Source organism: Arthrobacter sp. B0316-5-4 (assembly GCF_059090325.1).
Map to the genome: position 1 here is coordinate 187,517 of NZ_JBNHFN010000005.1, position 14,413 is coordinate 201,929.

The 14,413-nt window shown below is 62.5% G+C and carries 17 protein-coding genes, 1 tRNA gene and 1 pseudogene; 12 read left to right on the forward strand and 7 right to left on the reverse strand.

Features of this window, described 5'->3' with window-relative positions; all coding sequences use genetic code 11:
• The first annotated feature begins 16 nt into the window (after nucleotides 1-16).
• From AC5RU9_RS16385 to AC5RU9_RS16395, 3 genes are all read left to right on the forward strand, one after another.
• Nucleotides 17-895 carry an intradiol ring-cleavage dioxygenase gene (locus tag AC5RU9_RS16385; protein WP_494017265.1) on the forward strand — a complete coding sequence of 293 codons (879 nt, stop codon included), beginning with the start codon at nucleotides 17-19 and terminating at the stop codon, nucleotides 893-895.
• Nucleotides 896-932: 37 nt separating this feature from the next.
• Nucleotides 933-2,240 (forward strand): M18 family aminopeptidase, encoded by a 1,308-nt coding sequence (locus AC5RU9_RS16390; RefSeq protein ID WP_494017266.1) that lies wholly within the window; start codon nucleotides 933-935, stop codon nucleotides 2,238-2,240.
• Nucleotides 2,241-2,464: 224 nt separating this feature from the next.
• Nucleotides 2,465-3,880 carry an amino acid permease gene (locus tag AC5RU9_RS16395; RefSeq protein ID WP_494017267.1) on the forward strand — a complete coding sequence of 472 codons (1,416 nt, stop codon included), beginning with the start codon at nucleotides 2,465-2,467 and terminating at the stop codon, nucleotides 3,878-3,880.
• A gap of 81 nt (nucleotides 3,881-3,961) precedes the next feature.
• Here the strand turns inward: AC5RU9_RS16395 and AC5RU9_RS16400 are convergent, their stop codons facing one another.
• Nucleotides 3,962-4,621 (reverse strand): DUF1345 domain-containing protein, encoded by a 660-nt coding sequence (locus AC5RU9_RS16400; RefSeq protein WP_494017268.1) that lies wholly within the window; start codon nucleotides 4,619-4,621, stop codon nucleotides 3,962-3,964.
• 141 nt (nucleotides 4,622-4,762) lie between these two features.
• On the opposite strand from AC5RU9_RS16400, the gene AC5RU9_RS16405 reads away from it, so the two are divergent.
• Nucleotides 4,763-4,845 (forward strand) — tRNA-Leu (locus AC5RU9_RS16405).
• Nucleotides 4,846-4,900: 55 nt separating this feature from the next.
• On the opposite strand, the gene AC5RU9_RS16410 is transcribed toward AC5RU9_RS16405, so the two are convergent.
• Nucleotides 4,901-5,239 (reverse strand): YnfA family protein, encoded by a 339-nt coding sequence (locus AC5RU9_RS16410; protein WP_211710218.1) that lies wholly within the window; start codon nucleotides 5,237-5,239, stop codon nucleotides 4,901-4,903.
• 230 nt (nucleotides 5,240-5,469) lie between these two features.
• Here AC5RU9_RS16410 and rpsF point away from each other — a divergent pair, with 230 nt between their 5' ends.
• From rpsF to rplI, 4 genes are all read left to right on the forward strand, one after another.
• On the forward strand, nucleotides 5,470-5,775 hold the full coding sequence (gene rpsF, locus AC5RU9_RS16415; protein WP_011776755.1) for a 30S ribosomal protein S6: 306 nt from the start codon (nucleotides 5,470-5,472) through the stop codon (nucleotides 5,773-5,775).
• Between the two features lie 50 nt (nucleotides 5,776-5,825).
• Nucleotides 5,826-6,410 (forward strand): single-stranded DNA-binding protein, encoded by a 585-nt coding sequence (locus tag AC5RU9_RS16420; RefSeq protein WP_211710216.1) that lies wholly within the window; start codon nucleotides 5,826-5,828, stop codon nucleotides 6,408-6,410.
• Nucleotides 6,411-6,538: 128 nt separating this feature from the next.
• Entirely contained in the window at nucleotides 6,539-6,778 is a 240-nt protein-coding gene (rpsR, locus tag AC5RU9_RS16425) for a 30S ribosomal protein S18 (RefSeq protein ID WP_003800144.1), read from the forward strand.
• Nucleotides 6,779-6,796: 18 nt separating this feature from the next.
• Nucleotides 6,797-7,249, forward strand: coding sequence for a 50S ribosomal protein L9 (gene rplI / locus AC5RU9_RS16430; RefSeq protein ID WP_211710215.1), 453 nt, complete (start codon nucleotides 6,797-6,799; stop codon nucleotides 7,247-7,249).
• Nucleotides 7,250-7,327: 78 nt separating this feature from the next.
• On the opposite strand, the gene AC5RU9_RS16435 is transcribed toward rplI, so the two are convergent.
• On the reverse strand, nucleotides 7,328-7,750 hold the full coding sequence (locus AC5RU9_RS16435) for a DUF1801 domain-containing protein (protein WP_494017269.1): 423 nt from the start codon (nucleotides 7,748-7,750) through the stop codon (nucleotides 7,328-7,330).
• Between the two features lie 58 nt (nucleotides 7,751-7,808).
• On the opposite strand from AC5RU9_RS16435, the pseudogene AC5RU9_RS16440 reads away from it, so the two are divergent.
• Nucleotides 7,809-8,658 (forward strand): annotated as a pseudogene (locus AC5RU9_RS16440) (PhzF family phenazine biosynthesis protein).
• An 8-nt stretch (nucleotides 8,659-8,666) separates the two neighbouring features.
• Here AC5RU9_RS16440 and AC5RU9_RS16445 read toward each other — a convergent pair.
• Genes AC5RU9_RS16445 through AC5RU9_RS16455 form a run of 3 tightly spaced genes read right to left on the reverse strand, consistent with a single transcriptional unit; the run spans nucleotide 8,667 to nucleotide 11,129 of the window.
• On the reverse strand, nucleotides 8,667-10,196 hold the full coding sequence (locus AC5RU9_RS16445) for a DUF6297 family protein (protein WP_494017270.1): 1,530 nt from the start codon (nucleotides 10,194-10,196) through the stop codon (nucleotides 8,667-8,669).
• A gap of 4 nt (nucleotides 10,197-10,200) precedes the next feature.
• Complete coding sequence (locus AC5RU9_RS16450; protein ID WP_494017271.1) at nucleotides 10,201-10,878, reverse strand: ABC transporter ATP-binding protein; 678 nt, start codon at nucleotides 10,876-10,878, stop codon at nucleotides 10,201-10,203.
• A gap of 41 nt (nucleotides 10,879-10,919) precedes the next feature.
• Nucleotides 10,920-11,129, reverse strand: coding sequence for a hypothetical protein (locus AC5RU9_RS16455; RefSeq protein WP_211710201.1), 210 nt, complete (start codon nucleotides 11,127-11,129; stop codon nucleotides 10,920-10,922).
• A 173-nt stretch (nucleotides 11,130-11,302) separates the two neighbouring features.
• Between AC5RU9_RS16455 and AC5RU9_RS16460 the strand changes: the two genes are divergently transcribed.
• Nucleotides 11,303-12,220 carry a diacylglycerol/lipid kinase family protein gene (locus AC5RU9_RS16460; protein WP_494017272.1) on the forward strand — a complete coding sequence of 306 codons (918 nt, stop codon included), beginning with the start codon at nucleotides 11,303-11,305 and terminating at the stop codon, nucleotides 12,218-12,220.
• Nucleotides 12,221-12,277: 57 nt separating this feature from the next.
• Entirely contained in the window at nucleotides 12,278-13,015 is a 738-nt protein-coding gene (locus tag AC5RU9_RS16465; RefSeq protein ID WP_494017273.1) for an ANTAR domain-containing protein, read from the forward strand.
• Between the two features lie 7 nt (nucleotides 13,016-13,022).
• Here the strand turns inward: AC5RU9_RS16465 and AC5RU9_RS16470 are convergent, their stop codons facing one another.
• Nucleotides 13,023-13,931 (reverse strand): putative periplasmic lipoprotein, encoded by a 909-nt coding sequence (locus AC5RU9_RS16470; protein WP_494017274.1) that lies wholly within the window; start codon nucleotides 13,929-13,931, stop codon nucleotides 13,023-13,025.
• Between the two features lie 147 nt (nucleotides 13,932-14,078).
• On the opposite strand from AC5RU9_RS16470, the gene AC5RU9_RS16475 reads away from it, so the two are divergent.
• Entirely contained in the window at nucleotides 14,079-14,372 is a 294-nt protein-coding gene (locus AC5RU9_RS16475) for a DUF4287 domain-containing protein (RefSeq protein WP_494017275.1), read from the forward strand.
• Nucleotides 14,373-14,413 lie beyond the last annotated feature (41 nt).

Below are 14,413 nucleotides of genomic sequence, written 5' to 3' on the forward strand. Positions count from 1 at the left end.
CGGGTTGCATGGACACATGACTACTCCGCATCCCAACCACGACCGTGGCCTTGAGTTCGACCTCGCCACCCTCCTGAGTCGCCGCCGCACCCTCGGGGTCTTCCTCGGGGCAGGAACCGCGGCGGCTTTGGCAGCCTGCACCCCCGGAACTGAATCCGGCAGCGGCGGTGGCGGGTCGGCGTCGGGCGCTGTTACCGGCACAGCTACGGAAAGTTCGACGGCGGTCGCCTCACCTTCCAGTACGGTCACCCGCGCCTTAGCCGAATGCGGGGTGGAAATCCCGGACGAGACCCTTGGCCCGTATCCCGGTGACGGCTCCAACGGTCCGAATGTACTGGAAGCTTCAGGAGTTGTGAGGCGGGACATCAGGTCGAGCTTCGGCACCTCCACGACGAAGGCTGATGGTGTCCCGCTGACGGTGACGTTGACCCTGCTGGATAACGCCAACGGATGCTCGCCGCTGGCCGGTGCCGCCGTGTACGTGTGGCATTGCGATCGCAACGGCAAGTATTCGCTCTATGACTCGGGGCTCAAGAACGAGAACTACCTCCGGGGCGTGCAGGAGGCAGACAGCAACGGCCAACTCACCTTCAGCACCATCTACCCTGGCGCGTACAGCGGTCGCTGGCCACATATTCACTTTGAGGTATTCGAATCGATGAGCAATACCTCGGCGGCGGGAAGGGTGCTGGCGGTCTCACAGATCGCCCTCACCGAGAAGGCATGCAAGGAGGTGTACGCCACGGAGGGCTATGAATCCAGCGCGCAGAATTTCCCCAAGACCTCGCTGACCTCGGACAACGTCTTTGGTGACGACGGCGGCATATACCAACTGGCGACTATTTCCGGTTCAGTGGCCGGCGGCTATACGGCCGCGCTGAACGTCACCGTCTAGCCCGGCTGTCGTCCTAAGCGGGGCTAGACTCGGGGGCATGCCTTCGAATGCCTCCGCCGCAGTTGACCACATCGAGGACCTTGGCGCTTACGTTTCGGCGTCTCCCTCCAGCTTCCACGCCGTGCACGAGGCCGCGCGACGGCTGGACGATGCCGGCTTTACGTCCCTGGATGAACTGCAGCCGTGGGATGGGGGCGCTGGCAAGTTCTACGTGATCCGCGACGGCGCACTCATCGCGTGGGTTACTCCCGAAAATGCCGGCCCCACCACGGGATTCAACATCCTGGGTGCACACACCGACTCGCCCTCCTTCAAGCTCAAGCCAAAGCCCACCACGGGGAAGTTTGGGTGGTTGCAGGCCGGCGTCGAGGTTTATGGCGGACCGCTCTTGAACTCCTGGCTGGACCGCGAACTGCAGCTCGCAGGCCGATTGGTACTGCACGACGGCACGCAGCACCTCACCGCCACGGGACCCCTTCTGCGCTTCCCCCAGTTGGCCATCCACCTGGACCGTGGGGTCAACGACAACGGCCTGCACCTGTCCAAGCAGCAGCACATGAACCCCGTCTTCGGTCAGGGAGACCCTGCAGGTGAGGATCTCCTGGCACTGCTGGCCGAACGCGTTGAGGGCGCCACCGTTGATGCCGCGGACATCGGCGGATACGACGTCGTGGTGGCAGACACGCAGGCCCCCGCGGTTTTCGGGGCCAAGGGTGAGTTCTTCGCTTCAGGGCGCATGGATAACCTTTCCTCCACACACGCTGGCCTGGTGGCCTTGATAGGGCATGCTGCGGCCGGCCCGAGTGGCGGCCCGATCGCCGTCCTTGCAGCCTTCGACCATGAAGAGATCGGGTCCAACTCCCGCTCAGGTGCCTGCGGACCCATCCTGGAGGACATCCTGGTGCGCATCTCCGACGGACTCGGTGCTTCGGTGAGCCAGCGGCGCCAGGCCCTGGCGGCGTCGTTCTGCGTGTCCGCCGACGCGGGCCACGCCGTCCACCCGAACTACGCGGAAAAGCACGATCCCGCCAACAGGCCAGTGCTCAACGGCGGTCCTTTGTTGAAGATCAACGCCAATCAGCGGTACGCGACAGATGCCACCGGTGCCGCCCTGTGGGCCCGGCTGTGCAAGGAGTCCAACGTCCCGTACCAGGAATACGTGTCAAACAACGACCTGCCGTGCGGTTCTACGATCGGTCCGCTCACGGCCACCCGGCTCGGCATCAGGACCGTGGACGTGGGCATTCCCCTGTTGTCCATGCACTCCGCGCGCGAGCTCTGCGGCGTGGAGGATCCCAAGAGCCTGGCGACGGTTTCGCAATTGTTCTTTGGGACCACCGTCTAAGTCAAAGCCTCAAGCAGTCATTTCAAGGGTGTTGCAGATGTTTCCTTGAGGAAACATTCGATGCCTCAAGGTTTACATTTTGTGCATCGCTCCGTTTTCGGAGATCGCAAATTGTTTGCTTGCACAGGATAGGTGCCGGTGTAGCAGGTTAGCGTGATTTAGTCATGTGGCCCGTGGCACACCACGGTGGCCAACCCCTAAGACCTGAAGGACGGCGCCGATCCATGCACGCTGACCAACAACTATCGAAGTCCCTGAAGCCCCGACACCTCTCCATGATCGCCATCGCCGGCGTCATCGGAGCCGGCTTGTTCGTTGGCTCCGGAGCTGCCATCCAACAGGCTGGCCCGGGAATCCTCGTGGCCTACCTGGCCGCAGGCCTGGTGGTCATCCTCGTCATGCGCATGCTCGGCGAAATGGCTGCGGCGAATCCAGAGACAGGCTCGTTTTCCACATACGCAGATAAGGCCCTTGGCCGCTGGGCGGGCTTCAGTATTGGCTGGCTGTATGCGTGGTTCTGGATCATTGTCCTCGGTATCGAAGCGACGGCGGGTGCCGCCATCATGCACCGCTGGGTTCCCGGCGTCGATCAGTGGGTCTGGGCATTGGTGCTCATGGTCCTGCTGACACTGACCAACCTCGGTTCCGTGAAGTCCTACGGAGAATTCGAATTCTGGTTCGCCTCCATCAAGGTCGCCGCCATTGTCATCTTCCTCCTGGCCGGCATTGCTGCGATCCTCGGGCTGATGCCGGGCGTATCCGCGCCGGGCGTGAGCAACCTCCTGGACCAGGGTGGGTTCATGCCCAACGGCCCCGGCGCCGTCCTGGCGGGCATCCTCGTGGTGGTCTTCTCCTTCTTCGGGGCGGAAATCGCCACCATCGCAGCTGGTGAATCCGAGAACCCCGTGGACGCCGTCAAGAAGGCCGTGAAATCCACCGTATGGCGCATCCTGATCTTCTACATCGGCTCCATCGCCATAGTGGTCACCCTCCTGCCATGGAACGACGCCTCCGTTGCCAAGAGCCCCTACGTTGCAGTCATTGAGCTTTACGGGATTCCGGGCGCCGGCACCATCATGGACATCGTCGTCCTCACTTCCGTGCTCTCCTGCTTGAACTCTGGCCTGTACACGGCAAGCCGCATGCTGTTCTCGCTCTCGCAGCGAGGCGACGCCCCCAAGTCCTGGATGAAGATCTCCAAGCGGGGCGTCCCGGCCGCAGCAGTACTGGCATCCACCGTGGTCGGCTTCGTCACCGTAGGCCTCAACTACATTGCTCCGGACACCGTGTTCCTGTTCCTGGTGAACACTTCCGGTGCCATTGCGCTGTTCGTGTGGTTGGTTATTTCGGCGTCGCAGCTGATTCTTCGCCGCCGCATGGGCGCGGCCGCCAAGGACCTGGAACTCAAGATGTGGTTCTTCCCCTACCTCACCTGGATTGCCATCGCCGCCATCGTGGCCCTCATCATTGGCATGGTCATCATCGAATCCACGCGCGAGTCGCTGTTCCTCTCGCTGGGACTGGCCGCAGTAGTCGTGGCTATCGGCGTGTGGCGGTACCGTAAGCGTGGTGCCACCGGGGCCGTGGCGACCACCACGGAAGCCGAGCGCGCAGACATCGGTTCCGGACCGGCGTCGTAAACGTCTTTACGCAGTGGGGCAGCCGCCGTCAATATACGACGGCGGCTGCCCCACTGCGTGGTTAACGGAAGTCCGGGTGGCCTACTGGGCCAGCCCGATGACCAGGTTGATGGTCACTGCCAGGATGACCGTGCCGAACAGGTAGGACAGCAGGCTGTGCTTCAACGCCTCGACCCGGATCCGGTGGTTGCCCAGGTTGGTGTCCGAGACCTGGTAGGTCATGCCCAAGCTGGTGGCGAGGTAGGCAAAATCCGTGTACTGGGGTGGCCTGTCCTGGTTGAAGCCGATGCCACCCACCGCACCTCCGGCTTCCGGTTCAGGGCTGTAGTAGAGCTCGGCATAGCGCAACGTGAAAAGGGTCTGGACGAGCATCCAGGACAAGGCTACGCAGACCAACGCAAGCGCCCCTGAGTACAGGCGGGTAGTGGCGCCCTCAGCGTGGGAATTGACGATCACGGCGGCCGCAGCGGCGATGCTGGCGAGGTTCGCGATCAGGATCAGAAGGTCAGTGACGCCGCGGGACGGGTCTTCGCTGGTGGCATGCTGGCGTGTGTCATCGGGGTCCATGCGGCCTATCACCAGCCACACCCACACGACGTAGATGAGCGCGGCCGTCGCCCATCCGACTGCCGGGGCATCCACCCAATTGCCTGTGCTTCCCGTGGCGATGACAGCTGCGGCTCCAGCGATCATCATGACCAGGAAGCGCAACCTGCTGCGTCGGACTCTGACGTTGCTCATCTGCCCACTTTAGTTAGCGGGCGCCGGTTTGCGTCACGCCATGCCTCCGGCGACCAGGAATCCACGTATTGCCGTTCCTCGTGTTAGTGTCTTTGTCGCTGTCGAGGAGAAAAACGAAACACTGTTTCTCCTGATCACCTTGCGCGGGTGGCGGAATGGCAGACGCGCTAGCTTGAGGTGCTAGTCCTCGAAAGGGGGTGGGGGTTCAAGTCCCCCTCCGCGCACAATGAACCCCCGGTCTTCGGACCGGGGGTTTTGTCGTTCCATGCCGGCTTGCACCTACGCGCCCGGCCGGGGTGCGAACATGATCACGCCCACTCCCACAAGGCAGATCGCGGCGCCGATGACATCCCAGCGGTCGGGTCGGAAGCCGTCAACCAACATGCCCCACGCGAGAGAGCCGGCGATGAACACGCCGCCGTACGCGGCAAGGACCCGGCCGAAGTGGGCGTCCGGTTGAAAGGCCGCGAAGAAACCGTAGATTCCCAGGGCAATGATCCCCAGCCCGGCCCACCACCAAGCCCGTCCTTCACGAACGGCCTGCCAGATCAGCCAGGCTCCGCCGATCTCTGCGACGGCGGCCAAAACGAAGAGGACAATCGGCTTCAGGACGGTCATGGATCCAGTATTCACTGCCTATGGACCGGCGTTATCCACATAGCGCAGCTTCCTGGTTTCCGGTGAGGATGCCGCCGAATAGCTTTGAGTGCAGGAGATGCACTAAGATATTGAAGTCTGTGTTACGCCCTCCCCCGGAATTTTCGGTGGGGAGCTGGCACGGCATCGCAAATGAACCTCCTGTTACGGAAATACCGTAACCGCTTAGCCCAAAGGAGGTGGGTTCACATATGCGTCCTTACGAATTGATGGTAATCATCGACCCCGAGGTCGAAGAGCGTACCGTAGAGTCGTCGCTTCAGAAGTTCCTCAATGTCATCACCACCGATGGTGGAACCATCGAAAAGGTAGACATCTGGGGCCGTCGCCGTCTGGCGTACGACATCAAGAAGAAGTCCGAAGGTATCTACGCCGTGGTGAACTTTACCGCTGCTCCGGCTACCGCCAAGGAACTTGATCGCCAGCTGTCTCTCAACGAGACGATCATGCGCACCAAGATCATCCGCCCTGAAGACCAGAAGGTTGTTGCTGAGTAATCAGCCCCTTTCAGATCTTTACCCCGCAGGAACGAACAAGGAGGCAGTAGATGGCAGGCGAAACCACTATTACGGTCATCGGTAATCTCACCAATGACCCCGAGCTGCGGTTCACCCCGTCTGGCTCAGCAGTAGCGAACTTCACCATCGCTTCTACTCCCCGGACCTTTGACCGCCAGTCCAATGAGTGGAAGGACGGGGAAACCCTGTTCCTCCGCGCATCGGTATGGCGCGAAGCAGCCGAGAACGTGGCCGAATCCCTGACAAAGGGTATGCGCGTCATCGTTTCCGGCCGTTTGAAGAGCCGTTCTTACGAAACCAAAGAAGGCGAGAAGCGCACCGTTATCGAGCTTGAGGTCGACGAAATCGGCCCCAGCCTGCGTTACGCCAACGCCAAAGTCAACCGTACCCAGCGCTCCGGCGGTGGCCAGGGTGGCTTCGGTGGCGGTAACGCCGGTAATTCCGGTGGCTTTGGAGGTGGCGCTCCTGGTGGAAACCAGGGTGGCGGCAACTCCGGTGGAAACTGGGGCGGCAACAACCAGCCCGCACAGCAGGATGATCCTTGGGCCACGCCCGGGGTCAGCAATGCAGGCGGCGGTTGGGGCAACGGCCCGGATTCCGAACCCCCCTTCTAAACATCACATAAACGTCCGACGCCGGTCGCTCACCGGGACTGCCGAAAGGCACCTTGGCGATCACCGCCGTCGAACACCACCATCCCGTGGATCAATATCCACGGGCTCCATAGAAAAGGAGCTCCACGATGGCTAAGGCTGAACTCCGTAAGCCCAAACCAAAGTCCAACCCCTTGAAGGCCGCTGACATCACTGTCATCGACTACAAGGACGTAGCACTGCTGCGCAAGTTCATCTCCGACCGCGGAAAGATCCGCGCTCGTCGCGTCACTGGCGTTACCGTTCAGGAACAGCGCAAGATCGCCCAGGCAATCAAGAACGCCCGCGAAGTTGCTCTGCTGCCTTACTCCGGCGCTGGCCGCGGCTAAGGGAAGGGATTAACTAACATGGCAAAGCTCATTCTGACCCACGAAGTAACCGGTCTCGGTGCTGCTGGCGACGTTGTCGAGGTCAAGGACGGTTACGCACGTAACTTCCTGCTGCCCCGCGGCTTCGCCCTGACCTGGTCCAAGGGTGGCGAGAAGCAGGTTGAGTCCATCAAGGCTGCACGCGCTGCTCGTGCGCACGCTTCCGTTGAAGCTGCACAGGCCCAGGCTCAGGCACTGTCCTCCAAGAAGGTCAAGCTCGAGGTGAAGGCCGGCGAGTCCGGTCGTCTCTTCGGCACCGTCAAGCCTGCTGATGTCGCTGCTGCTGTTGAGGCCGCTGGCCTCGGCTCCATCGACAAGCGCAACGTTGAACTGCCGAACCACATCAAGTCTGTCGGTTCGTACCAGGCCAACGTTCGCCTGCACGAGGACGTTTCCGCTGTCATCGACCTCGAGGTCGTAGCCAGCAAGTAGTCCCTGACTGCAAAGAAGGCCCCCGCTTCCGGTTTCCGGAGGTGGGGGTTTTCTGTTCCCCAAAACCTCGGAGGGGGTTTACGGGGTGTGTACTTCCGTCATGGTGTGGTGGTACCCACTGCGGATCATCTCGGCGAGGACATCGCGGTCCACATCGCCCAGCTTGTTGATGTACAGGCACGCGGTACTGGTCTTGTACTTTCCGAGTTCCGGCAGCAGGCGGTCGGCATCGGGTCCGTCCGTGAGTCCGTACAGCACCAGGTTCGCCTTGCGCGGAGAAAACCCGACGGCGGCAGCGTCGCCTTCGCGCCCGCTGCTGTACTTGTAGTGGTAGCTGCCGAAACCTACGATCGTTGGCCCCCACATCACCGCTTCCTGGCCGGTGGCCCGGCGCATCATGTCCAGCAGCTCCAAGCCGTCTTTCCGCCGCTCGGGATGCTCCACCGCCGCCAGGAAATCTTCCACGGAGACGTCCGTGGGCTGTGTCTTGTTCTCTGCCATTCCCGTAGTCTCCCAGACGTGGCGTGGACCGGCCAGCACCCGGTGATAGCCTGCACCAGTGACTTCCGAAGCCCCCCGTAACCGACCGTTCCATCAAGTCGACGTCTTCTCCGACCGGCCTTACCTCGGCAACCCCCTCGCCGTGGTCGTGGATGCGGAAGGGCTCAGCGGCGAGACCATGCAGCACTTCGCCAACTGGACCAATCTTTCCGAGACCACGTTCCTCCTCCCGCCCAGCGACCCCGCTGCCGACTACAAGGTGCGGATTCACGGGTAGCGAGGAGTTCCCCTTTGCCGGGCACCCCACCCTGGGGTCTGCGCACACCTGGCTCCAAGCCGGGGGAGTGCCCAAGACGGACGGCGTGGTGGTCCAGGAGTGCGGCGCTGGTTTGGTCCGGGTGAAGCACGACGCCGGTCGGTTGGCTTTTGCTGCGCCGCCGCTGACGCGCTTTGGGCCGGTATCGGACGATGTTCGCGCGCAGCTTGCCGCCGGTTTGCGGCTACCGGAGGAAGCGCTGCTGGATACGTCGTGGCTGGTCAACGGCCCGGCGTGGATCGGCGTGCTCCTGGAATCGGCCGGGCAGGTTTTGAACATCGAGCCTGATTTCGCAGCAATGGGTGACTTGAAGGTGGGCGTGATCGGCCCGCATGAGGCGGGTTCCGACGTCGATTTTGAAGTCCGGACTTTTATCGCCCACGACGCGATGACCGAGGACCCGGTGACGGGCAGTTTCAACGCGGGCGCAGCCCAGTGGCTGATTGGCAGCGGGCGCGCGCCGGACGAGTACACGGCGGCTCAGGGCACCGTGTTGGGCCGCGCCGGACGCATCCACGTCAAGGCGGAAGACGGCGAAATTTGGGTTGGCGGGGCCTCGGCCACTTGCATCGAGGGCACTGTGCTCCTGTAGTGATTCGTTCAGGCGTGCTTGGGGCGGGATAGCGCAACCACCAGGACTATGCCGGCACTGAACACCAGCTGCACAACGGCCACGAGTGACGGTACGTACCCGAGGTACAAAGCCACCATGAGCGGAATCATGGCCAGGACGGTCACGTCCAGCCCGCGGAGCAAGGATCCCAGCTGGGCGCGGGGGACCGGACCAAAGGGGGTCTCCACCGGTGGCGCGGACCAGTCGGGCTGTGTGCGGATTGCCGCGCGGATACTGCCCGCTCCCATGCCGATTCCTGCCATGGCGCCCACTCCGATCAACGCGGGATTGGCTGCACCGAGGAAAACCAGGACCCCGCTCAGCATGCCCATCCACACGGCCATCGCGGCGCACGGCATGAGCATGCGGCTGGTCCGTACCAGTGCCGCGTGAATCGGCAACAGCGCGTCGATTTCCGGAACCATGGCCGTCCTGCGCGCCACCGTGCCCATGCCCGAAGCCGTGGCGCAGCCGGCGATGACCAGCACGGCCAGTTGGACGAACTCGGGAAGCCCGCCCTCCACCAGGAGTATCGCAATGGTGCCTGCAAGCCACATGATCGGTGGGACCAGTGGCGGGTTCAGCCTGAGGAAAGCCACAATATCGGCCCGGATCAGCGCCCCGAGCGGGCTACGCGGCGGGCGCGTGTAGAACCTGGCCGCACGGCCGCCGTCGACCTTTTTCCGTCCGGCACCAAGGGCGCGGAGTACCTCGTTGGAATCCATCATGAACAGCGATGCGCCGGCATGCCCGGCGACGGCCCCGCCCCGCACCAGCTCCTCACCGGGGACCTCACCGGCGCGCGTCCCCACCACGGCTAAGAGCCCAACGGCGACGACGGCGGCGAACGCCGTGGGCCATGGAGAGGCCGACATCAAGGTGGCGGCCGAGCACGCGGCAAGTATTACCGCGGTGACCATGCGACCGCTCCATCGACCCAGCAAACCGAGCTGCTGGGCGGCCGCCAGGACCACCGCGATGACAGCAGCCGCCCCGAAGGTGAGCGCAGCCCAAAAGTGCTCCAAGGGGCCCCGGTCAACGGCTGTCACCATGCTGAACGGCACGTAGGCGAGCACGGATCCAGCTGCGGTAAGCGCCGCCTTGCGGAGGAATGGAGGCAGGACCATGGGCCGGCGGTCCAGCGGAAGGGGGAGCCACCACGAGCTCTCCGGCCCATTGACCGCCAAGGGGCCAAGCTTCCTGGCGAGGTTTCCCACGGCGAGCAGGACAACGAAGGTCAGGCAGGTCCACAGTACAGGTTCCGGTAGGACAAGCCACTGTTCCCGGATGATGCTGCCTGAGGTTGAGGCTCTACTGGCAATCTCGTTGCGCAACGCAAGGACGAACGAGGCCGCGATGGTCAGGGAAACGCCAATGCCCAGGCCCCAGCTGTAGGCATCCACGAAGCGGTCGCCCCACGAGGATTGGCTGCGCCTGTAGCGTCGGGCGGACCGGCGTGTGAACCGAACGATGTCGGCCGTGAGTAACCGGTCCTGCCGGGAAGTGTCCGTGCTCATCGTGTCAGGATCCGGAAATGATCGAAGCGCCGTGCTCCGGGGCGAGTTCCCGGACTACCTCGTCAATGACCAGGCAGGTGGAAGCAATAGCGAGCAGCAGTTGGGGATCGTGGGTGACAAGGACCACTGATCCACCGTGATCGGCGTGCTCCGCGATGCGGGCACCCACTGCGACGCGCATCTGCGGATCGAGCCGTTGTTCAGGTTCGTCCAGGATCAGGAGCGACGACGGTCGGATCAATCCAGCGGCCAGGAGCAGTCGCCGCCGCTGGCCCGAAGACAAGGCGTCAGGTATCGCGTGGGCCCGCCCCAGGAGGCCGAAGAACTCCAGTTCCTCCTCGACCTTCGTCTCGGGGTTCTCCAGCGAGTGCCCGCGGGCGATCAGGAGCAAGTGCTCCCGGACTGTGAGGGACGGAAAGAAGAGGTCGTCATCGAAAACAGCCGAAACCTGCCGGCGGAACGGAACTGCGTCCGGATCAATCAGGAGGCCATTGACTTTGACATCTCCTGCCAGGGGAGACTGCCGCCCGGCGATGGTCCGCGCTACCGTGGACTTCCCTGCGCCGTTGACGCCCACGATCCCCAGCACTTCTCCGGCCGCCACGGTCGCAGTAACCTCGCCACACACCGGATCGCCGGCATAGCCCACGCTCAAGTTTTCAACCTCAAGAACCGTCCCCATGGTGTAACCCTACCGGGGGTGTTTGGTCCGGTTTTGCTATGTCACAGAAGTGATCGGGCCTCGAGGTCTTCCATGGCCCAGGCAAGGATTTTCAATTCGAAAGGATCACGCTCTTCGATTCCGAACAGGTAGGCGTCAAAGTCCCACTGCCTGGCGTTTCCGCCGTTGGCCCAGTACCAGGCCCATAAATCCTCAAGGGTTATTTCATGGTCCAGGACAAGTGTTCGCGCTGTTTCCCGTGAGTCTTGCATTCAAGCCCCCCACCGCTGACACAGCACCGGACTGCGTCAGGCTGATTGTCGTGTACCCCGGCTTCTGCGGGCACGATTCATGCTTTCACGTTCACGCCCCATCCGAAACCCCACCGCGTTTGCGAATACTATGGGAACTTCGAGGAAAACAGCCGCCTGTAAGGGACCTCGCAATGAATCAGGAGCGCATCGTGGATTCTGCCCGGACCTTTGAGTCGATCGTCATTATTTTCAATCCCAACAGCACGGGGGACGCGCCTGAGTTGGCGCAGCAGTTGCACGACAAGTTGAAGAGTCTCCTCACGTACCAACCCGAGATCATCCTCCAGCCCACTGAGCATGCAGGCCACGCCGTGGACTTGGCGCGCGAAGCAGCGGCCAAGGGTGGGGACGTCCTTGTGGTTTCCGTGAGTGGGGACGGCGGATACAACGAGGTGGTGAACGGTGTCATGCAGGCCGGCAACCCCCGGGCCGTTTGTGCCGTGAGGGCTGCAGGGAATGCCAACGACCATAGCCGGATTACCGCCACAAAACCCTTGGAAGAGGCCATTGCCGAGGGCCGTGTGCACTCGATCGACCTTCTCCGTATCCATACGGGCCAAAAAGACCATGAGCCCCTGGAATATGCGCACTCCTATATCGGATTTGGCCTGACCCCGGTTGTGGCCACCGAACTGGAAAAAGGCAGCAAAGGCGCGCTCAAGGAAATGGTCACGGTAATACAGACTTTCTCCAAATTCGAGCCTTTCGCGATCCGCCTCGAGGACGGGAAGCGTCACAAATTCGACAGCCTCGTCTTCGCCAACATTCCGGAGATGGCCAAGTACGCCACGCTGAGCGAAGCGGACAACCTGCCAAAGGACGGCAAGTTCGAGGTCATCGTGTTTCCGCACATGCCCAAGTGGCGCGTGCTGCTGACAGCGTTGCGTGCCACCACACAGGGTTTGGGGGATCAGCCGAGCGTCAGCAGCTACGAGTTCACCACGCTCAAGCCGTTGCCGTACCAGGTGGATGGCGAAGTCAAGAGGGTGGAAGCGAACGTCACAGTCAAGGTGGAAAGCGCCCCATCTGCCCTTCCCATCATCGGCTAGCCAGGCGATTCCTGCCGGACTGTTGTGGCCAGCTCCAGGGTTCTCTAGATTGAGGTCATGGGTGAAGGAGACTGGGCGGAAGATTTCGAGCAGCTGGTCGATCTCATTGCCGGGACCGAGGACGTCAAGGCATTCCTGGACGGGCTGACCGGCTTCGCCGCAGGCATGATGACCAGGGTGTGCACCGCGCATATTGAGTGTGCCGTGACGCTGAGGCGCCGTAAACGGACCGCCACGATTGGCGGCAGCAGCGAACGTGCCCTGATCTTGGACCGGATTGAACAGTCCTTGGGTTCGGGGCCGTGCGTCGACGCGCTGGACAGTGGTGTGCCGGTCCTCCTGGGGGATGTTGATTCCGATCCGCGCTGGCCCGAGTATCGGAAGGCCCTTGCCGCGGCGGGAGTCAAGAGTGCCTTGGGCGTGCCCATGACCTTGGGAGAGGACTCCGCCGCGGTACTCAATTTCTTTGCGCCCGAGCCGGGGCTCTTCACGGAACAGGCCATCTCGGATGCTGTGCTTTTTGTTGAAATGGCCAGTAAAGCGATGCGCTTGGCGATCAGGCTCGCAGCCGCACATCAGCGCGGCGATGACCTGAAGGCCGCCATGGATACCAGGACTGTTATTGACCTTGCCTGCGGAATGATCATGGCCCAGAACCGTTGCACCCAGGAAGAAGCTTTCGATGTCCTGCGCAGGGCTTCCAGCGATCGAAACCAAAAGCTCCATTCCGTTGCGCAGTCCATGGTGGACCGTATTTCCGGGCAGCCGGATGCCGTGGCCCATTTCGACGACTGAAACCGCCTTATCCGTCACCGCATGCGGCAGTAACGAAGTCATAGATGCGGCCACGGAGGTCCACTGAGGCCGCGATTTTCAGCAGGCCTTCGCGGTCACCCACGGTTACCCTGAGCGGCAGCAGCGTCCCTACTTTGTCCTCAGCCACGGCGTGAGGATCGCAGCGTGCCGGACGGATTCCCAGGGACAGTTCCATGGGGGCGGTGCCTTGGCTGATTTTGACGTTCCGCGGCCACGGCTGCTTGTCAGCCTCGGCCAGCAGGGTTGTGCCGTCGATGCCCTGGATGGTCAGCGTCCGATGGGAACCGCCGTCGGCTGCTGGCGTGATCAAAAGACGTACGACGGCGGTGCCGCCGTCAGCGGCAACCTCCAGTTTCGGGTCCAGGACCATGGTGGCGACGTCGGCTGCTTGGGCGGCGAGGCACAGCTCGCCGGCGTTCCTGGGGAGGACACCAAAGGGGTCGGAAGCATCGGAAGTTTGTTGACCGGGGTCCTTGCCGGCTTCTGCGTAGTCGATTTTGGCTTTGAGATCCGTGGTGGCATCCTTTGGCGTATCGCATGCTGGCGCAGGCAGGGCCGTGGGAACACTCTTGGGCTGGTTGGGCGGCAGGACCAAGCCGCCTTCCGACGCCCTCCACACGATGTCTTCCTGGAACAGGGGTGAGTCCAGTTGGGCGGTGCTCACGGTCAGCGGCGCATCTGAGGTGTTGGTCAGCTGGATCTGGATGGCCTGCTTACCGTACTGGTCCCTGGACTGGTTGACCTCGACGGTGATGGGTTGGTGCGTGGCTGCGCTCGAGGGCGTCTCCACGGCTGGCGTGGTGGCGCCAGGCCCGGTACATCCCGCCAGAAGGGGAATGGCGCAGAAGAAGGCCACGACGAAAGCCCAAGCCCGCACCGCCAGCTCTCCGCGCATGCTGCCAGTGTAGGCGGTTGGAAACACCTCGACACCCCTCTCCAGTGCCCCATGTCGGCGGCATCCAGTAGAGTCGCGCGTACTTGGGATTTCCTTCCCTGCGGACCTCGCCAGGAGGCCCGCGGCGACTGACGAAAGGCACTATTGATGTCCTTCCAGGCATACCTCGACGCCGTCGAGGACAAGACAGGGCTGACGCCGAGGCAATTGGTCGACATTGCGGAAAGCAAGGGCTTCAACGACCCGTCAGTAAAGGCGGGAACCATCCTTGAATGGTTGAAGACGGATTACGGCCTGGGGCGTGGACATGGGATGGCGTTGGTCCACGTCATCAAGAACGGCCCGAAGATCGACAGCAAGCACGTGGGTGCGGATGGGACGCACCGGGATGAATCGGACACGCTCTGGCTGGACGGTAAGGCCAGCAAGCCCTCGCCATAATTGCGCGGCCGCTGGCAGGCGAACAGTAAGCATGCTTAGCT